Origin of the sequence: Pseudoalteromonas sp. BSi20495, from assembly GCF_000241185.1 — a bacterium.
GTDB lineage: Bacteria > Pseudomonadota > Gammaproteobacteria > Enterobacterales > Alteromonadaceae > Pseudoalteromonas > Pseudoalteromonas fuliginea.
The window spans coordinates 1-17,128 of sequence record NZ_BADY01000072.1; the positions used below are offsets into that span (position 1 = coordinate 1).

13 protein-coding genes are annotated in these 17,128 nt (G+C 39.8%); 4 read left to right on the forward strand and 9 right to left on the reverse strand.

What is annotated here, in order from left to right:
* The 4 genes from P20495_RS20555 to P20495_RS10265 all read left to right on the forward strand — a co-directional run.
* On the forward strand, positions 1 to 2,994 hold a 2,994-nt coding region (locus P20495_RS20555), incomplete at its 5' end, for an Ig-like domain-containing protein (protein ID WP_033015745.1).
* Between the two features lie 3 nt (positions 2,995 to 2,997).
* A complete protein-coding gene (locus P20495_RS10275) occupies positions 2,998 to 3,831 on the forward strand; it encodes an MBL fold metallo-hydrolase (RefSeq protein ID WP_033015747.1) in 834 nt (277 codons plus the stop codon).
* Positions 3,832 to 3,968: 137 nt separating this feature from the next.
* On the forward strand, positions 3,969 to 6,071 hold the full coding sequence (locus P20495_RS10270) for a CHASE2 domain-containing protein (protein WP_237113682.1): 2,103 nt from the start codon (positions 3,969 to 3,971) through the stop codon (positions 6,069 to 6,071).
* Positions 6,043 to 7,704, forward strand: coding sequence for an HD-GYP domain-containing protein (locus P20495_RS10265; protein ID WP_007376714.1), 1,662 nt, complete (start codon positions 6,043 to 6,045; stop codon positions 7,702 to 7,704). Before P20495_RS10270 ends, P20495_RS10265 begins: the two co-directional genes overlap by 29 nt.
* Positions 7,705 to 8,245: 541 nt before the next feature.
* Here the strand turns inward: P20495_RS10265 and P20495_RS10260 are convergent.
* The 9 genes from P20495_RS10260 to trmJ form a co-directional block, all read right to left on the reverse strand.
* Positions 8,246 to 9,673: an NAD-dependent succinate-semialdehyde dehydrogenase gene (locus P20495_RS10260; RefSeq protein WP_008136295.1), complete on the reverse strand. Its 1,428-nt coding sequence runs from the start codon at positions 9,671 to 9,673 to the stop codon at positions 8,246 to 8,248.
* Positions 9,674 to 10,231: 558 nt separating this feature from the next.
* Positions 10,232 to 10,570: an ISC system 2Fe-2S type ferredoxin gene (gene fdx, locus P20495_RS10255; protein WP_007377671.1), complete on the reverse strand. Its 339-nt coding sequence runs from the start codon at positions 10,568 to 10,570 to the stop codon at positions 10,232 to 10,234.
* Between the two features lie 11 nt (positions 10,571 to 10,581).
* Positions 10,582 to 12,444 (reverse strand): Fe-S protein assembly chaperone HscA, encoded by a 1,863-nt coding sequence (hscA, locus tag P20495_RS10250; protein WP_008136296.1) that lies wholly within the window; start codon positions 12,442 to 12,444, stop codon positions 10,582 to 10,584.
* 41 nt (positions 12,445 to 12,485) lie between these two features.
* Positions 12,486 to 13,013, reverse strand: coding sequence for a co-chaperone HscB (hscB, locus tag P20495_RS10245; protein WP_008136298.1), 528 nt, complete (start codon positions 13,011 to 13,013; stop codon positions 12,486 to 12,488).
* 95 nt (positions 13,014 to 13,108) lie between these two features.
* Positions 13,109 to 13,432, reverse strand: a complete 324-nt coding sequence (gene iscA / locus P20495_RS10240) for an iron-sulfur cluster assembly protein IscA (protein ID WP_007377674.1) — start codon at positions 13,430 to 13,432, stop codon at positions 13,109 to 13,111.
* A gap of 12 nt (positions 13,433 to 13,444) precedes the next feature.
* On the reverse strand, positions 13,445 to 13,828 hold the full coding sequence (gene iscU / locus P20495_RS10235) for a Fe-S cluster assembly scaffold IscU (RefSeq protein WP_007377675.1): 384 nt from the start codon (positions 13,826 to 13,828) through the stop codon (positions 13,445 to 13,447).
* 41 nt (positions 13,829 to 13,869) lie between these two features.
* Positions 13,870 to 15,087 (reverse strand): IscS subfamily cysteine desulfurase, encoded by a 1,218-nt coding sequence (locus P20495_RS10230; RefSeq protein ID WP_002958425.1) that lies wholly within the window; start codon positions 15,085 to 15,087, stop codon positions 13,870 to 13,872.
* Positions 15,088 to 15,111: 24 nt separating this feature from the next.
* Positions 15,112 to 15,603: a Fe-S cluster assembly transcriptional regulator IscR gene (gene iscR, locus P20495_RS10225; RefSeq protein WP_002958424.1), complete on the reverse strand. Its 492-nt coding sequence runs from the start codon at positions 15,601 to 15,603 to the stop codon at positions 15,112 to 15,114.
* Between the two features lie 256 nt (positions 15,604 to 15,859).
* Positions 15,860 to 16,585, reverse strand: a complete 726-nt coding sequence (gene trmJ / locus P20495_RS10220) for a tRNA (cytosine(32)/uridine(32)-2'-O)-methyltransferase TrmJ (protein WP_007377676.1) — start codon at positions 16,583 to 16,585, stop codon at positions 15,860 to 15,862.
* Positions 16,586 to 17,128: the final 543 nt, after the last annotated feature.

Here is a 17,128-nt window from a genome sequence, read left to right on the forward strand (position 1 = left end):
GATACAGCAACAATGGCCGAAGATGCCGCCCCGCTATTAATTAATGTGCTCGCCAATGACACCGATATTGACGGAGATACCTTAACAATCACCTCAGCAACCGCCGACTCAGGGGCGGTATTAATTATTGGCAATCAACTGCAATATACACCCGCTGTAAATAGTAATGGCGTGGCAGCCGTTTTATATTATGTAAGTGATGGAAACCAAGGCACTGCCTCGGCAAATTTGTCGATTACAATCACAGCTGTAAACGATGCACCTACTGCATCAAATCAAACATTTAGTGTTAGTGAAAATTCGACAGACGGTGACGTTGTCGGCACCATTGTTGCCAGCGACATTGAAAACGAAAATTTAAGCTACACACTGGTCAGTGGCGACATAGGTTTGTTTAACATTAACAGCAGCTCTGGCCTATTAACAGCAAGCGGCCCGAGCCCTTTTAATTATGAAAATGCGACTCAGCATTTGATAACAGTAGCCGTTGCCGACGATGGTACTCCTAATGAAACAACTTCTATTAATATTACTGTTAATGTAATTAATGCTGACGACTACCTCATACCTGTCGAAAATGAAACTTTTGGACGCCCTGTGACTGGTGAGTTAGAGCTGTCTAGTGTTTTTTCAAACGGTGAATTTAACGACAGTATTGAGTTAAATAATAATCTTTATTTTGTTGGGTTTAGTCAAAACACAGACCAAGATATTGTCATTGCTTCATATACTAATAATGGTGCGGCCAATAATGAGTTCGATGAAGATGGCATAAAAATACTGGATTTAGGGCACGATGAAAAAGCAACGGCCATAATTTCAGGTGGCGGTGACTTGTTTATCGCCTTTTCTAGTTTTGATGGTACCAACACCGAAGCATGTTTATTAAAAATGAGCGTTACAGGCGTGATAAGCAACACCTCAGGTGACAATAATTCAGGTATTCACTGTACTAAAATGGCAAGTACGCTGGTTATTAATGATCTTGAATTTAGCGACAATAAAATTCAAGCTGTTGGCAAACAGTTTAATGGTAATGACGATGATAGTTTATGGATAAAATATGACATTTCGACATTAGCTTACGAAGCGTCTAGCCCTAAAATTAAAGATGTAAGTGGTCAACAACGCGATGATGAAGCATTTGCCATTAAAAACTTTAATGGTTCTGATCTTATGGTTGTGGGGAGTGTTACCAGTGCAAACGGTGATAAAGATGCATTAATCCGTTACCTTATTTCAGATGGTGAAAATAACGGTAATTTTAATGATTATAATGCACTTAGCATCGATTTATCTGGGAATAACACCGACGATGAACTCTTTGCACTTGGCGGTTTAAATACAGCTGATTTTACCGCCTTTGTTGGCGGATATACCACTCGCCATTCAGGTGAAAAAGAAGCTGTTGTTCTCGCTATTGATAAAAAAGGCGATTTGGTAACGAGTATAGGTAATCATGGTATTGCCGTTTATGACATTGATGGTAATACAGGTGCTGGCAACGGTGGTGCTGAAATTACTGGCGTAAAATATGAACCTATAAATAATCAAATTACTTTATCGGGCACAACGGGGAAAGGTGAGACTGAAAAGCTGTTTTCTACGCGTATTTTAGCAACCGATGGGGCACTTGATGACACCTACGGCATTAATATTATTTCGGATATTAACGGTAAACAAATAGCTAATGCTGCAACAATAGATTTAAACGATACGCTTTGGGTATCAGGCATCAGCGATGATTCAAGTAGTCAGCCATTTATTGTAGCAATAGACAATCACGCGGCATTGTTTACTGGCTTAGCAGGATCTGGTTACCTTACATTGAGCAACTTAGGGACTGACTCTAATGATCAATCAAAGCAGGTGATACAGCTTAGCCATGGCACCCATGCTGGTAAATATATTATCGCATCAACAGCTCAGCAAGGCTCCGTAATTAAACTAGTATTAACGCGCCTAACCGTTGCCGGGCTGTTAGACACTAGCTTTAGTGAAAGTGGGCACAAGCAAATTGCAATCGACTTAAGTACATCTAATTTTGCATTAATTGAGCAAAATGATGGCAAACTTATTATCGCGGGTTCGCGTAAAACTGAAAATAATGAAGAAGGTTTTGTAGCAAGAGTAGATCAAAATGGTTATTTTGATACAGACTTTGCAACAGAAGGGATTTACGCCACTACAACCGTAACGACGCAGAAGCTCAATCTAACTGACGCAGCACTGGATAACGATAACGATATTATTGCCGTAGGCTCGTTAACAGTGGCAGATACACCGAGCTCATTTGTTATGAAGTTAACGCCAGAAGGCTCACTGGAGAGCGACTTTGGTAACAATGGTAAAATTATTGGAACCGCTTTCGAATCCTATAAAACTGTTTACATTGATAATAGCGATAAAATTTTTATTGGCGGAAAAGTTGTTTCGGGTTCTGATTCTCAGATACTAGCAGTAAAGCTAAGTGTTGATGGTGAACGCGAATTTAGCTATATAGACTCTGTAATGAGTTTAGATAACGACGATAGAATAGTTAAAATATTTGCTGATACCTTAAATAATCTGTATTTAATTGGTAATGAAACGAATACGCCAAACCAAGCTGTCATTGTTAAATTATCATCAGCAGGAATAAAAGAGACTAGTTTTGCTGAAGGTGGAGCTGGCCAGTACATACTAACGCAAACCGGTGACACTAAGGTAAAAGATGCCGCGCTTGATAGCATGGGTAACATTGTACTAAGTGGTATGGGTAATAATAAAGGTGTGTTAGCGCGCATTTTAAGTAATGGTGTATTAGATGGCACATTTGGCCACAACGGTGTTGGTTTTTACAAGGCCGAGCAATGTGCAAATGAACAAATATTTACATCAATGATTTTACAAAGTGATACCCAAGTTATTGTTAGCAGCACCTGTAATAACGGCACTTCTAATAATATAAGTGCATCTAAATTCAATTTTTATGTTGATGGAGTTACACCTTAATTTATGAGAGTTGAACTTTTTGGTGTTAGGGGCTCAATGCCCTCAACAGGAAAACATACGCACATTTTTGGTGGTAACACATCTTGCGTATATATAGAGCAGAAAAATGGCAAATCCCTTATTTTAGACTCAGGTACAGGTATTGTTGAACTAGGTAAACGTTTAGTGGTAAAAGCGGAACCTATCGCTATATTACTGACACATAATCATTGGGATCATATTCAGGGTTTCCCCTTTTTCACCCCTATTTATCAATCTAACCAAAATATAACAATAGTGGCTGGAAATGTAGATGACGAAGAAAGTAAAGATGCCATACTAAAACAAATGAGTGGCTCTCAATTTCCGGTTAAATACCAAGAGTTACCTGCAAATATTACGCTAAATACGACATTGTCGGCTAAAAAAACATTTAGCCTTAATAGTTTTTCAATTTCGACTGCGCCGCTTAATCACCCCGATGGCGGTACTGCGTATTGTGTTAACGCTGACGGCAAGAAAGTAGCATATGTTACTGATAATGAATTAAACCCCCCAGAAGATCTAAGAACCGATATCAACGAGTGGATTCACTTTATTAAAGGCGCTGATTTACTGATCCATGACGCACAATTTATAGATATCGACTTACCACTTAAGCATGGTTGGGGACACAGCACGATTAATCAAGTTGCCGATCTCGCCGTAAAGGCGAACATCAAAAACATTGTTATTATCAGCCACGACCCTGCAAGAAGCGATGATGAACTTCTAGCAATAGAAAACTCATTGCAAGCTAAATACGGTGACAAGTTACTGATAGAATGCGGCCGAGAAGGACGAGTTTTTGATTTTTAATCTATCAAGGATAAACGCCCATTAGATCTTTAAAGCCTATAATTTCCAGGCATTTTTTTATTGGTGCCGTTATAACTTTATTCATTGCATCAATAGAGTTATTTGCGACAGGAACATTAGCCAAATTAGTTAATCGTGTGGAAGGCATCATTTATGATTCTCGGCTCTTATTAACAACACCTGCAACACCTAGACATATCGACGAATCAGTAGTTATTATCGATATTGATGAAAAAAGTATGCGAGAGCAAGGTCGATTTCCTTGGAGTAGATCGAAAATAGCTGATCTTGTAACAAAACTCACCGATGCAGGTGTTATTGTTATCGCTTTTGATATATTTTTTGCCGAGCCTGAAGTAAATCCAGTTACACAAATCATTTCTGAAATACCTAACTTATCAAAGCAATATAGCTTACCACTTGCCAAAATTAAACAGCAAGTAGACGCCGATACCAAGTTTGCTAACGCACTTGCTAAAAATGATACCGCCCTTGGGTTTTTACTAACCGATGACCAACTTGCAGCCCACAGTCCACCAAAAAAAAGCAGCGTTTTATGGCAAAATGCTGAACATGCGAACTCACAAATAAGTGAGTTTTCGGGGGCTATTGTAAATATCCCACAATTACAAAATGCCGCTGCTGGTATTGGTTTTATAAATGCGCATAGCGACAACGATGGCTTTATCCGCAGAGCCGCTCTTATTAATCGGGTCGGTGATAAACTTTATCCCTCTTTAGCACTTGAAGTGGCTCGACTGTATGTCCTTGCTAATAAAATTGAAACGCGCTCAAATATTTTAGATGGTATTACTTTGTTTGAAGGAATTAAGTTTCAAGATAAATGGATTCAGACAGATGAGCACGGCCAAATACTCATTCCCTATAAAGGCCGAGCACATAGCTTCCCTTATTATTCAGCAACCGATGTGCTGATGCAAAGAGTTGGCTCTGATGAACTAGAAGGAACAGTTGCCTTTATTGGTACTTCAGCTGTGGGCTTAGCTGACCTAAGGTCAACCCCAGTTGGTATGCAATATCCTGGTGTTGAAGTGCATGCCAATATATTTGAAGGACTGATGCACCCAGAGATACTGCCAGCCAAGCCCAACTGGTCTTTAGGTGCGAGCCTATTTATTATTGCGCTAACGGGTGTCGTTTTATCACTTTTTAGCCACGGCAGAAGTGCCCGATTTATTATTTTTCTTTCGTTAACTATTACGGTAGCTGTTATATCATTTAACGTGTATTTATGGTCAGTACAAAAAATTAGTTTGCCATTATTAATGCCACTCTTACTCATAATATTATTAGCTGGTTATTACATTATTGTTGGCTCTATCGCCGAGATGCACCACAGCCGAAAAATTAAATCTATGTTCAATCAATATGTCCCCCCTGCGCGTATTGAACAACTTATAAAACAAGGCAATGAGCTATCTCAAAGCAGTGAAAAAAGAAACATGACAGTATTATTTGCTGATATTCGCAGTTTCACCTCATTATCTGAAAACATGACTGCGCATCAATTAAGCGAGTACTTAAACCAATACCTTACTTCAATAACGCAAATAATATTTGATCATAACGGGACTATCGATAAATACGTTGGTGATATGGTGATGGCGTTTTGGAATGCTCCATTAAAAGATGAAAACCATGCACAAAACGGCGTTGAAGCAGCAATGGCTATGATTAACGGACTGACTCTCATTAATAAATTATTTGCCGAACAAAAACTACCGGCGGTCAAAATTGGTATAGGCTTAAGTACCGGTGATATGAATGTGGGCGATATGGGATCCGTTTATCGTAAAGCTTATACCGTACTAGGTGATACAGTTAATTTAGGTGCAAGAATTGAAAACTTGACCAAGTTTTACGGCGTAGCTATTCTAGTAGCTGAAGAAACAATGAATGCATGTCCACATATAACGTTTCGCTTGATAGATAAAGTGCAGGTCGTTGGAAAAACGACCGCAACGCAGCTATTTGAGCCCATTGGCTTAACAAATAAATTAGATACAAAACAATTCGCTGAAATAAAAAAATCATTTATCGCCATGACCCATTTTTATAATAAAGATTGGCCGCAAGCACTAAGTTTATTTACTGAATTACAAAGTACTACACTGTTTAGTTCGCATGTGTACGGTGTTTTTATCAAACGAATTCAAAATACTGATTTACAAGCACTCGCAAAGGATTGGAATGGTGCCTTTATTCATACCAAAAAGTAGTGGAAATATGCCGCAGCACATCAAAGATAAAATAAACCTGCATCACTTTATTGATATCAGCGTTAGGTTAACAACCGAAAAAGATTCGAGTAAATTACTCGATGATATACTGCAAGTAATTATGTCTATAGCTAATTCAGATGCTGGGACTATTTATTCGATTACAGATAACAAACAACTTAAGTTTGAAACGGTTATTAATGAATCATTGGATCTGTATTTAGGCGGTCGTTTAGGTAAGCCTGTTGATTTTCCTAATATAGATCTTTTTATCGACGGAAAAGAAAATAAAACAGCGATTGTTGCTCATGCGGTTAATTCTGGGGAAGTTATTAATATTCCTGATGTTTATGCTGCACTGCCTTTTGATATGAGCGCAGCTCGCGCTATGGATGCTCGTACAGGTTATCGTACCCAGTCAATGTTAACTATTCCCTTAAAAGATCATGCTGATGATATTATTGGCGTTATCCAGCTTATCAATGTAAAAGACGACGAAAATAATAATATTCCTTTTAGTGAGGAGCTTGTTACGCTAGTTCGTTCTTTCGCCTCTTTAGGTGCTATTTCGTTAACAAACTCTGCATTAATTAAAGATATGGAAGAGTTGTTTGCAACTTTTGCTGAGGCTATTGCCATGGCGATAGATGAAAAATCACCTCATACAGGAGGTCATTGCAAACGAGTACCCGCATTAACATTGATGCTTGCCGATGCTGTTCATCTAATAGATAAAGGCCCACTTGCTACATTTAAAATGAGTGATGCAGAGCGCCATGAGTTAGATATTGCAGGATGGCTACATGATTGTGGAAAAATTGCGACTCCCGACCACGTCATGGAAAAATCAACAAAGTTAGAAACTATTTTTGATCGAATCAAATTTATCGATGCAAAATTTGAAATAATTAGCAGAGATTTAAAAATAGCGTATCAGCAGAAAATAATCTCTGCGATGAAAAAAAATAAGCCAATTGAAGTACTCCAATTTGAACGATTGCTTGATACCGAACTGAAACAACTCGCATTAGATCGTGCATTATTACAACGCGTGAACGTTGGCGGAGAGTTTTTAGGTGAGGAAGAACAGGCGCATATCCAAAGAATATCAACCCAATATCAATTAAAAATTAATGGCGAAAAAATCCCATTACTGTCTGATAATGAAGTTGAAAACTTAATGATTCGGCGTGGTACGCTTACTCAAGGTGAACGTGACATTATGAAGCGCCACATGGATATAACTAAGAATATTTTAGATATCTTACCGTTTCCAAAGCATTTAAGTAATGTATCTGAGTATGCTCTAGGGCATCATGAAAAACTTGACGGTACAGGCTATCCTCGCGGATTGACTAAAGAACAAATGTCAGTACCTGCTAGATTAATGGCTATCGCTGATATTTTTGAAGCTCTTTCGGCTGTAGACCGACCATACAAAAAAGCAAAACCAGTAAGTGAATGTTTGCATATTTTAGGCTCTATGGTTAGTCAGAACCATCTTGATGCAGACATTTTTGCAGTATTTATTGAATCCGAAGTGTATAAACATTACATCAATGAATATGCAAAACCTGAGCAGCTAGATGAAGTCGACCTCGATAACCTTCCCGGTTACTCACCTATCCGTTGATCTATTTATTACAAAAGCTGGTTTGTGTGATTTAAATAACACAGACCAGTTTGTAATAAAATTAAAAATCCTCACACGTTATACCAATTCGCTTATATAGAGTCTATTTAACGTTAAGAAAATCACGCTATAACTAGGCAAAAATTTATTATCCAAAGATCTGATTATTGAATGCTTAATTTAAAATTCTCTACCAGTTATTTTGCTAAAATTAACCTTTTTAAATTTTGAACAAAAAAATGCCACCTTACGGTGGCATTTACACACGGGGTTATTTCTACTTATAGAAATCCTTTTACTTTTTATTAGTTTTTGTCTTATTTTTTTAACAAAAAATATACTGCCAAAGGTAGCATTTAGTGCCTTGTGTGGCAACAGTAAAGGATAAAGATCATATATCTGCCACATTACTGTAATAAAAAATTGATTATAAAGATTTACGTTTACAATCACTTGTACCCATATTGACAATATAGCTGTTAGTTTTTTTTGCCCATAAATTAAGCGTTATAAGCAAATAAACCGCGTAAATAAGACGTTATTAAATTTTAATACACACGTACTTTTCTTCTAAGTACTCATCAAGTCCTTGATGGCCGCCTTCACGCCCTAAACCTGATTGTTTAACGCCACCAAATGGTGCAACAGGGTTTGATATAACACCTTCATTTACGCCGATCATACCAAATTCAAGCCCTTCACTAATTCGGTAGACTTGCTTAATATTTTGGCTGTAAAAATATGCTGCTAGACCAAATGGTACATCGTTGGCAAGCGCAAGCACTTCACTTTCTTCATCAAAAGGAATAACCGTTAACACTGGCCCAAATACTTCTTCGTGGTAAATATCCATCTCTGCAGTGACGTTGTTTACTATTAATGGGTTTTGAAAGCTGCCACCTAAGTCACTATTATCACCAATCAGCGTCGCGCCTTTATCGAGTGCGTCTTGTACTAACTGCTGCACTTTCTCTTTGGCTTTAGGATAAATAAGCGGACCAATATCAACATCGTCTTCAAAACCATTTGCCACTTTTAACGCTGCAACCTTAGGCGTGATTTTTGACAGTACTTTGTCGATAATATTACGCTGTATAAAAATACGGTTTGCAGCAACACACGCCTGCCCACTATTTCTAAATTTAGCCGCCATTAGCCCTTCAACAGCTTCATCTAAATCTGCATTATCAAAAATGATAAAAGGCGCATTGCCGCCAAGCTCCATTGAAGTACGCTTGATTGTGCTTGCACACTGCGATAGTAATTGCTTACCTACACCGGTAGAGCCGGTAAATGTAAACTTACGCACAACGTCTGAGTCGGTTAACATTTTGCCTACTGTTTTGGCATCTTGTGAAACCAGTACATTAAATGCACCTTTAACAAAACCAGCTTGATCGGCCAGATAAGCAAGTGCAATAGCGCATAGTGGCGTATGTTCAGAAGGTTTAAGTATAAAGCTACAGCCCGCAGCGTAAGCTGGCGCTACTTTACGAGTAACCATAGCAACAGGGAAGTTCCATGGCGTAATACCAGCTACAACACCTACAGGCTGCTTAAAGCTAGTTAAACGATGCGAGTCATCTGTTGGCGGAATTACATCTCCGTAACTACGTTTGGCTTCTTCTGCAAACCATTTGATAAACCCTGCACCGTAGTTAATTTCGCCAAGGGATTCTTTGAGCGGCTTGCCTTGCTCTTTAGTCATCAGCTCTGCGAGTGTTTGCTTGTGCTTTATAACTAGCTCATACCAGCGCATCAAGGTTTCACTTCGCTCAGTCGCATTCGTCTCTTTTAACTTAACAAAAGCCCCTTGAGCTGCGGTTATTGCGCTATTTACACCCTGCTCGTCAATATCGCTTACTTCAACAATACTTTTTTCGGTAGCGGGATCGTTAACACTAAAGCGCGTGTCAGTTTTATAAAATTCGCCGTTAATAAATGAGTCTGAAAAAATAAGATTACTCAAAATAAACCTCCAAAATTACGTTTTAAGTTCGTCACGCCAGCAAGCTGTGCGTCTACAACATAAATATATAATTTAAACTTTGCTGTAGACGTTGAGCTTGCTCACGTGAGAAGCGCAGCTTCTATATTTTTGCCCTTGAGCCAAAACACATCACGCCAGCAAGCTGTGCGTCTACAACATAAATGTATAATTTAAAATTTGCTGTAGACGTTGAGCTTGCTCACGTGAGAAGCGCAGCTTCTATATTTTTGCCCTTGAGCTAAAACACATCACGCCAGCAAGCTGTGCGTCTACAAAATAAATATATAATTTTAAATTTGCTGTAGGCGTTGAGCTTGCTCACGTGAGAAGCGCAGCTTCTATATTTTTACTCTTGAGCTAAAACACATCACGCCAGCAAGCTGTGCGTCTACAAAATAACTTACGAGATTTGCTCGTCACGCCAGCAAGCTGTGCGTCTACAAAATAACATACGAGCTTTGCTCGTCACATATACAATTCACAAACAAAAAAGCCGCTGTATCAAACAGCGGCTTTTAATATATACATCGTTAAAAACTAGTGCTCTTCATTAACGATATTGAGATTGTACTTAGGTATTTCAACCACTAGGTCTTCATCTCTTATAATTGCTTGGCAACCAAGGCGCGATTCAGGCTCTAAACCCCATGCTTTATCTAGCATGTCATCTTCTAGCTCATCACTTTCGTCAAGTGAATCAAATCCTTCACGAATCACTAAGTGACACGTAGTACATGCACACGACTTTTCACAGGCATGCGCAATGCTAATACCATTTTTAAGTGCAGCGTCGAGTACCGTTTGGCCTGTTGGTGCTTCAATTGCAGCGCCGTCAGGACATAATTCAGGATGTGGAAGAAAAACAATTTGTGGCATTCTAATCTCTCTTAAATGTTGTCTACTGACTGCCCTGTAAGGGCCTTTTTAATTGATGCATCCATTCTACGCGATGCAAAGTCGCTACTCGCATTATCGACTTTTTCGATAGCTGCTTTAATCTCGCCAGGCTCTTGTGCATTTTCGCGCACTTTTACCAGTTCTGCAATTTCAGCGCGTAAGTTAGCTAGTTGCGTATCGTCAAGCAATGCTCCATCGCTTGCAAGTGATGCATTAAGCGCCTCAATTACGCGCAACGCTTCTACTTGTTGCTCTTTAAGCATACGTGCTTGCATGTCACCTTTGGCGTTGCTCATTGACTCTTTTAGCATGTTAGCTACTTGGTCATCAGATAAACCAAACGAAGGCTTAACCTGAATCTCAGCTTGTACACCTGTTGATTTTTCCATAGCTGAAACACTTAATAAGCCATCTGCATCAACTTTAAAGGTTACACGAATATGCGCAGCGCCTGCCGCCATTGGTGGAATACCTTTTAAGCTAAACTTAGCAAGCGATCGACAATCATCAACAAGCTCACGCTCACCTTGCAGCACATGTAATGACATGGCTGTTTGGCCATCTTTAAACGTTGTAAATTCTTGTGCGCGTGCTACCGGAATCGTCGTATTGCGTGGGATGATTTTTTCAACCAAACCACCCATCGTTTCAAGGCCCAGTGATAACGGTAATACATCAAGCAATAACATGTCAGAATCTGGCTTATTGCCAATTAACACGTCGGCTTGAAGCGCGGCACCTAAGGCGACAACACGATCAGGATCGATTGAAGTTAGCGGCTCTTTATCAAAAAAACTTTGTACTTGGCTACGTACTAATGGCATACGGGTTGAGCCGCCTACCATAATAACTTGCAGTATTTCTTCGTTTTCTATGCCAGCATCTTTTACAGCACGACGACACGAACGCAGTGTTTTTTTAACCAGCGGCATAGCCATTTCGTCAAACGTTTCGCGCGTTACTTCTACTGTGTATTTTTGATCGTCAAACTCAAGACCCACGTTTACTTTAGCGTATTGGCTTAATGCTTCTTTACACGCTTTTGCTTTATTGATGAATAAACGTAAAACTGAAGACGATAACGCCGACACACCAGTTTGCTGCTTAAAGTAATCAACAAGGAGCGAGTCAAAGTCATCGCCGCCGAGGCTAGAGTCGCCACCGGTTGCCATTACTTCAAACACACCTTGGTGTAATCTAAGTACTGATATATCAAATGTACCACCGCCTAAATCGTAAACAGCAATAATGCCTTCTTGGCCAGAATCTAAACCATAGGCAACGGCTGCTGCTGTTGGCTCGTTTAATAAACGCAGTACGTTAATACCAGCAAGCTCTGCGGCATCTTTAGTACTTTGGCGCTGTGCGTCATCAAAGTACGCAGGTACTGTAATTACCGCCCCTAAAATTTCTTGGTTGCCAAAACTTTGCTCAGCTCGTGCTTTTAGTGCAGCTAAAATATGGCTTGATGCTTTAATTGGACTAATTTTACCTGCCGCAGTTTCTATTGCTAGCGCACCATTGTGCTCACAAAATTCATACGGTAGTTGCCCATAACTTTGCTCTATTTCAGCCTGAGTTTTACCTAAAAAACGCTTAACCGAAATAAGTGTATTAGCAGGGTCTTGCGTTGCAGCTTGCGCTGCCTCTGCGCCAACAGTAATACCGCCTGCTTGATAACGAACAACCGACGGTAACATAGCCGCGCCAAGATCATCAGTTAACGTGCGGGCTTCGCCACTTTGCACTGTTGCAACTAATGAATTGGTTGTACCAAGGTCAATACCAATCGCTAGTTTATGTTCGTGTGGTGCCGCGCTCTGCCCCGGCTCAGCAATTTGCAATAATGCCATAATGCTCTTTAAACTCGTGTTGCTCGCTTTGCAGCAAGTAATTAATCGTCAAATAAACTATCTTCAATACGTTCAAGTTCGTCGCGTAACTTATAAACAAACTTCAGTTTACGAATATTATCAGCGGCAAGTTGATATTGCTGCTCATCGTTACTTGCGAGTTGCTCGGCAAGTTGTGCACTGTACTGCGTGTTTAGTTGCTTAATTTGTTTTTCAAAATTTGCAATCGCAGTATCAGGATCGCTTGCTGATGTTAGCTCTTCAAGTTCTTCGCGAAGTTCCATTTGTTGCATTAAAAACATTGGATCTTGCAAGGTTTGCTGCTCTGCACGAATATCAACGCCTAGCTCGCTCAGCATATACTCGGCACGCTTTACTGGGTGCTTTAATATTTGCAACGCATCGTTAATTTCGGCGGCGCTTTGCACGGCCATTAACTTATCACGGCTACTCGCATTCGCGTGGCGATCTGGATGTACAGTACGCTGTAATTCCAAGTAGTGCTTGTTAACTGTTACTAAATCAATATTGTAGTTAACGGGTATTGCAAATAACTCAAAATAGCGCATAACTTCAACCAATAAAATTCAGAAATTAATTTCAAAAATAACAAAGCCCTACATTAACTGGCAGGGCTTATTTATACTACAAAGATATTTTAAGCTTAAACGGTAAAGCTTTCGCCACAACCACACTCATCTGCTTGATTAGGGTTTCTAAATTTAAACCCTTCATTTAAGCCTTCTTTAGTGTAATCGAGCTCTGTGCCGTCAATGTAAACTAAGCTTTTAGCGTCAACAATTAACGTGACACCTTTAGCCGCAAAAGTTTCATCGTCTTCGTTTAAATCGTCAACAAACTCAAGTACATAAGCAAGACCTGAACAGCCCGTCGTTTTAATGCCAACGCGCAGGCCTAAACCTTTGCCGCGGTTTGCTAAAAATGATTGTACGCGGTTTGCTGCCGCATCTGTCAATGTCACTGCCATGAGTTTCTCTTCTTACTTCGCTTGTTTGCTTTTGTAGTCTGCAATTGCTGCTTGAATTGCGTCTTCGGCTAAAATTGAACAGTGAATTTTCACTGGTGGTAATTCAAGCTCTGCACTGATATCAGTGTTTTTAATTGTCGCGGCTTCGTCTAGCGTTTTGCCTTTAACCCACTCTGTTACAAGTGAAGATGAAGCAATTGCGCTACCACAACCGTAGGTTTTGAATTTTGCATCTTCAATAACGCCTTCGGCAGATACTTTGATTTGCAATTTCATTACGTCACCACATGCTGGTGCGCCTACCATACCCGTTGCCACTGACGGATCGTTCTTATCTAGAGTACCTACGTTACGTGGGTTTTCTACGTGGTCGATTACTTTATCACTATAAGCCATTATTCTATCCTCATTACCTGCTAGGGTATGTGCTCACACTATTAGTGGTGAGCCCATTCAACTGAATCTAAATCAATACCTTCTTGATGCATCTCCCAAAGTGGAGACATCTCACGTAGGCGACCGATAGAGTTTTTCATTAATTCGACGGTGTAATCAATCTCTTCTTCGGTAGTAAAGCGACCAATACTAAAACGAATTGAGCTATGTGCTAATTCGTCGTTACGGCCAAGTGCACGCAGTACATAAGAAGGCTCTAAGCTTGCAGATGTACAGGCTGAACCTGACGATACTGCAATGTCTTTTACTGCCATAAGTAACGACTCACCTTCAACAAAGTTAAAGCTGATGTTTACAATGCCAGGTACTGATTGGTCTTGTGTGCCGTTAAAGTATACTTCGTCCATATCAGCCATAATGCCGTCGATTAAACGATTACGTAGTGCGCTGATGTGTGCGTGATCTTTTTCGAAATCTTGCTTAGCAATTTTAAACGCAGTACCCATACCCACTAATTGGTGAGTTGCTAGTGTACCAGAACGCATACCACGTTCATGTCCGCCACCGTGCATTTGCGCTTCAAGGCGAGCACGTGGTTTACGACGAACGTAAAGTGCACCAACACCTTTAGGGCCATACACTTTATGTGCAGAGAACGACATAAAATCAACTTTAAGCTGTTGCACGTCGATTAATACTTTGCCCGCGCTTTGCGCTGCATCTACGTGGAACATAATTTTACGTTCGCGACACATTTCGCCTATAGTCGCGATATCTTGAATTACACCTAGCTCGTTATTAACGTGCATGATGCTTACAAGTACTGTGTCGTCACGCATTGTGTCGGCAAGTTTTTGCAGATCAAGTAGGCCGTTTTCTTCAACGTCCATGTAAGTTACTTCAAAACCTTGGCGCTCAAGCTCACGACATGTATCGATTACAGCTTTATGCTCAGTTTTAGCGGTAATAACGTGTTTACCTTTTTTCTTATAAAACTGTGCTGCACCTTTAATAGCTAGGTTATTTGATTCTGTTGCACCCGATGTGAAAACAATTTCACGTGGGTCTGCATTAATTAAATCAGCAATATCTGTACGTGCTTGGTCAACAGCTTCTTCTGCTTGCCAACCAAAACGATGTGAGCGTGACGCAGGATTACCAAACTTACCGTCCATTGTCAGGCACTGCATCATTTCTTTAGCAACACGTTCGTCAACAGGCGTGGTCGCTGCGTAATCTAAATAAATCGGTAACTTCATTTCTCTCTCCGCTGCAGGTCAACCTTAAAGTTGACAGCTTACTTGAATGTTTTCCAACTGCTTAATTGCATTATTGATACTGTTATCTTGGCGCGATGCTATTTCTTTCACATCTGATTTTTCCACCAATTCAGCAAGGGTAATATTATTCAAAAATTCTTCTATGCGTGCGCTTAAGTCTGACCACAAATTATGTGTTAAACAGCGCATACCACTTTGACAGCCGGTATCGGCACCTTGGCAACGTGTAGCATCGACCGATTCGTCTACGGCGCTAATAATATCGCCAACAGAGATAACGCCCGCTTCACGCCCTAGTAAATAACCACCACCAGGCCCACGAACAGAACTTACTAAGCCATTTTTACGTAAACGAGCAAATAATTGTTCAAGGTATGACAAAGAAATTTCTTGTCGCTGTGAAATATCAGCAAGGGCTACAGGACCTACACCTGTGTGCAGTGCAACATCCAGCATCGCTGTAACGGCATATCTGCCTTTTGATGTTAACTTCATAACGCCCCCTGCACAAAGAGTGCAAATTTTAATTACCAGAGTAAATTAGTCAAGTATTATCACTTGATAAAAATTTGATTTAAAACTCTTACTTATTAAATTGTAGAGTTAACAAATTTTTTAATACCTGACCTCTTTGGTCAAGTATTACAGCCATTGTAATTACCTGAGTATTTTAGTCAAGTATTAGCTAGTTATTTAACCACTGGTTTTTATAACTAATCGCTATACCTAAGTTACTTAACCTGAACTCTGGTTACTTAGGGATAGACTTATTAATTGAAGTGAGAATACCGCGTAGAATGTTCATCTCTGCATCTTCTGGACGAGCACGGTTAAATAAACGACGTAGTTTTGTCATTACAATACCTGGGTGCTGTTTTATGATGAAACCGGTGTTAAATAGTGTCTCTTCAAGGTGGTCATAAAACAACTCAGTTTGTTTTGAGCTTGGGTAAACAGTGTCATCTTCTTCAACCTTTTTAGGTTGTTGATTTAAAAACGCCATACGCGTTTCGTAACACAGAGTTTGCACAGCCATCGCTAAATTAAGCGAGCTGTATTCAGGATTCGCAGGGATGCATACATGGTAATTACAAAGCTGTAATTCGTCGTTGCTTAAACCACTGTTTTCGCGACCAAATACTAATGCCACAGGGCCATTTACTGCTTCCGTAACTAGTTTTTCGCCACATTCACGAGGTTCAACCATAGGCCAAGAAAGCGTACGTGAACGTGCACTTGTACCAATTGTTAATGCACAATCGGCAATGGCTTCTTCAACTGTACCAACAATAACAGCATTACCTAAAACATCACTAGCACCTGCAGACAAAGCACTCGCGTGGCTGTCTATTTCACATGCAGGGTCAACTAAATACAGTTTTGATAAACCCATGGTTTTCATGGCGCGAGCCGCCGAACCAATATTGCCTGAGTGTGATGTGTTAACTAAAACAACGCGAATATCATCTAAGATCATTGCTATGCTACTTACCTATGCCAAAAAATTGCGCGAATTCTAACACGAAAGTGTAATAAGATCCTAGATTCAAAAGGCGAGATCCTAAGATCTGGCCTAATATAAGGCATCTTACGTGAGTGAATTCTTGTCGCTGAATTTATGAGATAACAACTGTGATATTAAAGAACAAATGCTTACATATACTTTAACAACCATACGATCATATAAAATAAAACGACATAGTTTACAGATCTAATGGAAATGGTTAGTAGACTCAGTACAGTAAACCAAATTCGTTAACAGCTGATTTTGAATATTTAATTTATTTTATCTAGAAGTAATTTAATCGCGGTGTGAAATTTGTAAGCGAGTAGACTCGGTAACTCTGCTCCCACATCTATATAAAAAAAGGAAAATTTCCCCGAGGACGAACTCAAAGGGCTGTGTATGTTTGGCATTCATGCTGCATTATCACCTATTTGTGCGGATAACCCACACACCATGAAAAAACCAAATATACGGCTATAAATTTAATCTCTAAAAATAAACAAGCTCTAACAA

Excerpts from the sequence above, each read along its gene's own strand:
- fdx (WP_007377671.1), bottom strand. The coding sequence starts at position 10,570 with ATGCCACAAATTGTTTTTCTTCCACATCCTGAATTATGTCCTGACGGC.
- iscA (WP_007377674.1), bottom strand. The coding sequence starts at position 13,432 with ATGGCAGTGACATTGACAGATGCGGCAGCAAACCGCGTACAATCATTT.
- P20495_RS10265 (WP_007376714.1), top strand. The coding sequence starts at position 6,043 with ATGGTGCCTTTATTCATACCAAAAAGTAGTGGAAATATGCCGCAGCAC.
- trmJ (WP_007377676.1), bottom strand. The coding sequence starts at position 16,585 with ATGATCTTAGATGATATTCGCGTTGTTTTAGTTAACACATCACACTCA.
- hscB (WP_008136298.1), bottom strand. The coding sequence starts at position 13,013 with ATGCGCTATTTTGAGTTATTTGCAATACCCGTTAACTACAATATTGAT.
- P20495_RS10275 (WP_033015747.1), top strand. The coding sequence starts at position 2,998 with ATGAGAGTTGAACTTTTTGGTGTTAGGGGCTCAATGCCCTCAACAGGA.
- hscA (WP_008136296.1), bottom strand. The coding sequence starts at position 12,444 with ATGGCATTATTGCAAATTGCTGAGCCGGGGCAGAGCGCGGCACCACAC.
- iscR (WP_002958424.1), bottom strand. The coding sequence starts at position 15,603 with ATGAAGTTAACATCAAAAGGCAGATATGCCGTTACAGCGATGCTGGAT.
- P20495_RS10230 (WP_002958425.1), bottom strand. The coding sequence starts at position 15,087 with ATGAAGTTACCGATTTATTTAGATTACGCAGCGACCACGCCTGTTGAC.
- iscU (WP_007377675.1), bottom strand. The coding sequence starts at position 13,828 with ATGGCTTATAGTGATAAAGTAATCGACCACGTAGAAAACCCACGTAAC.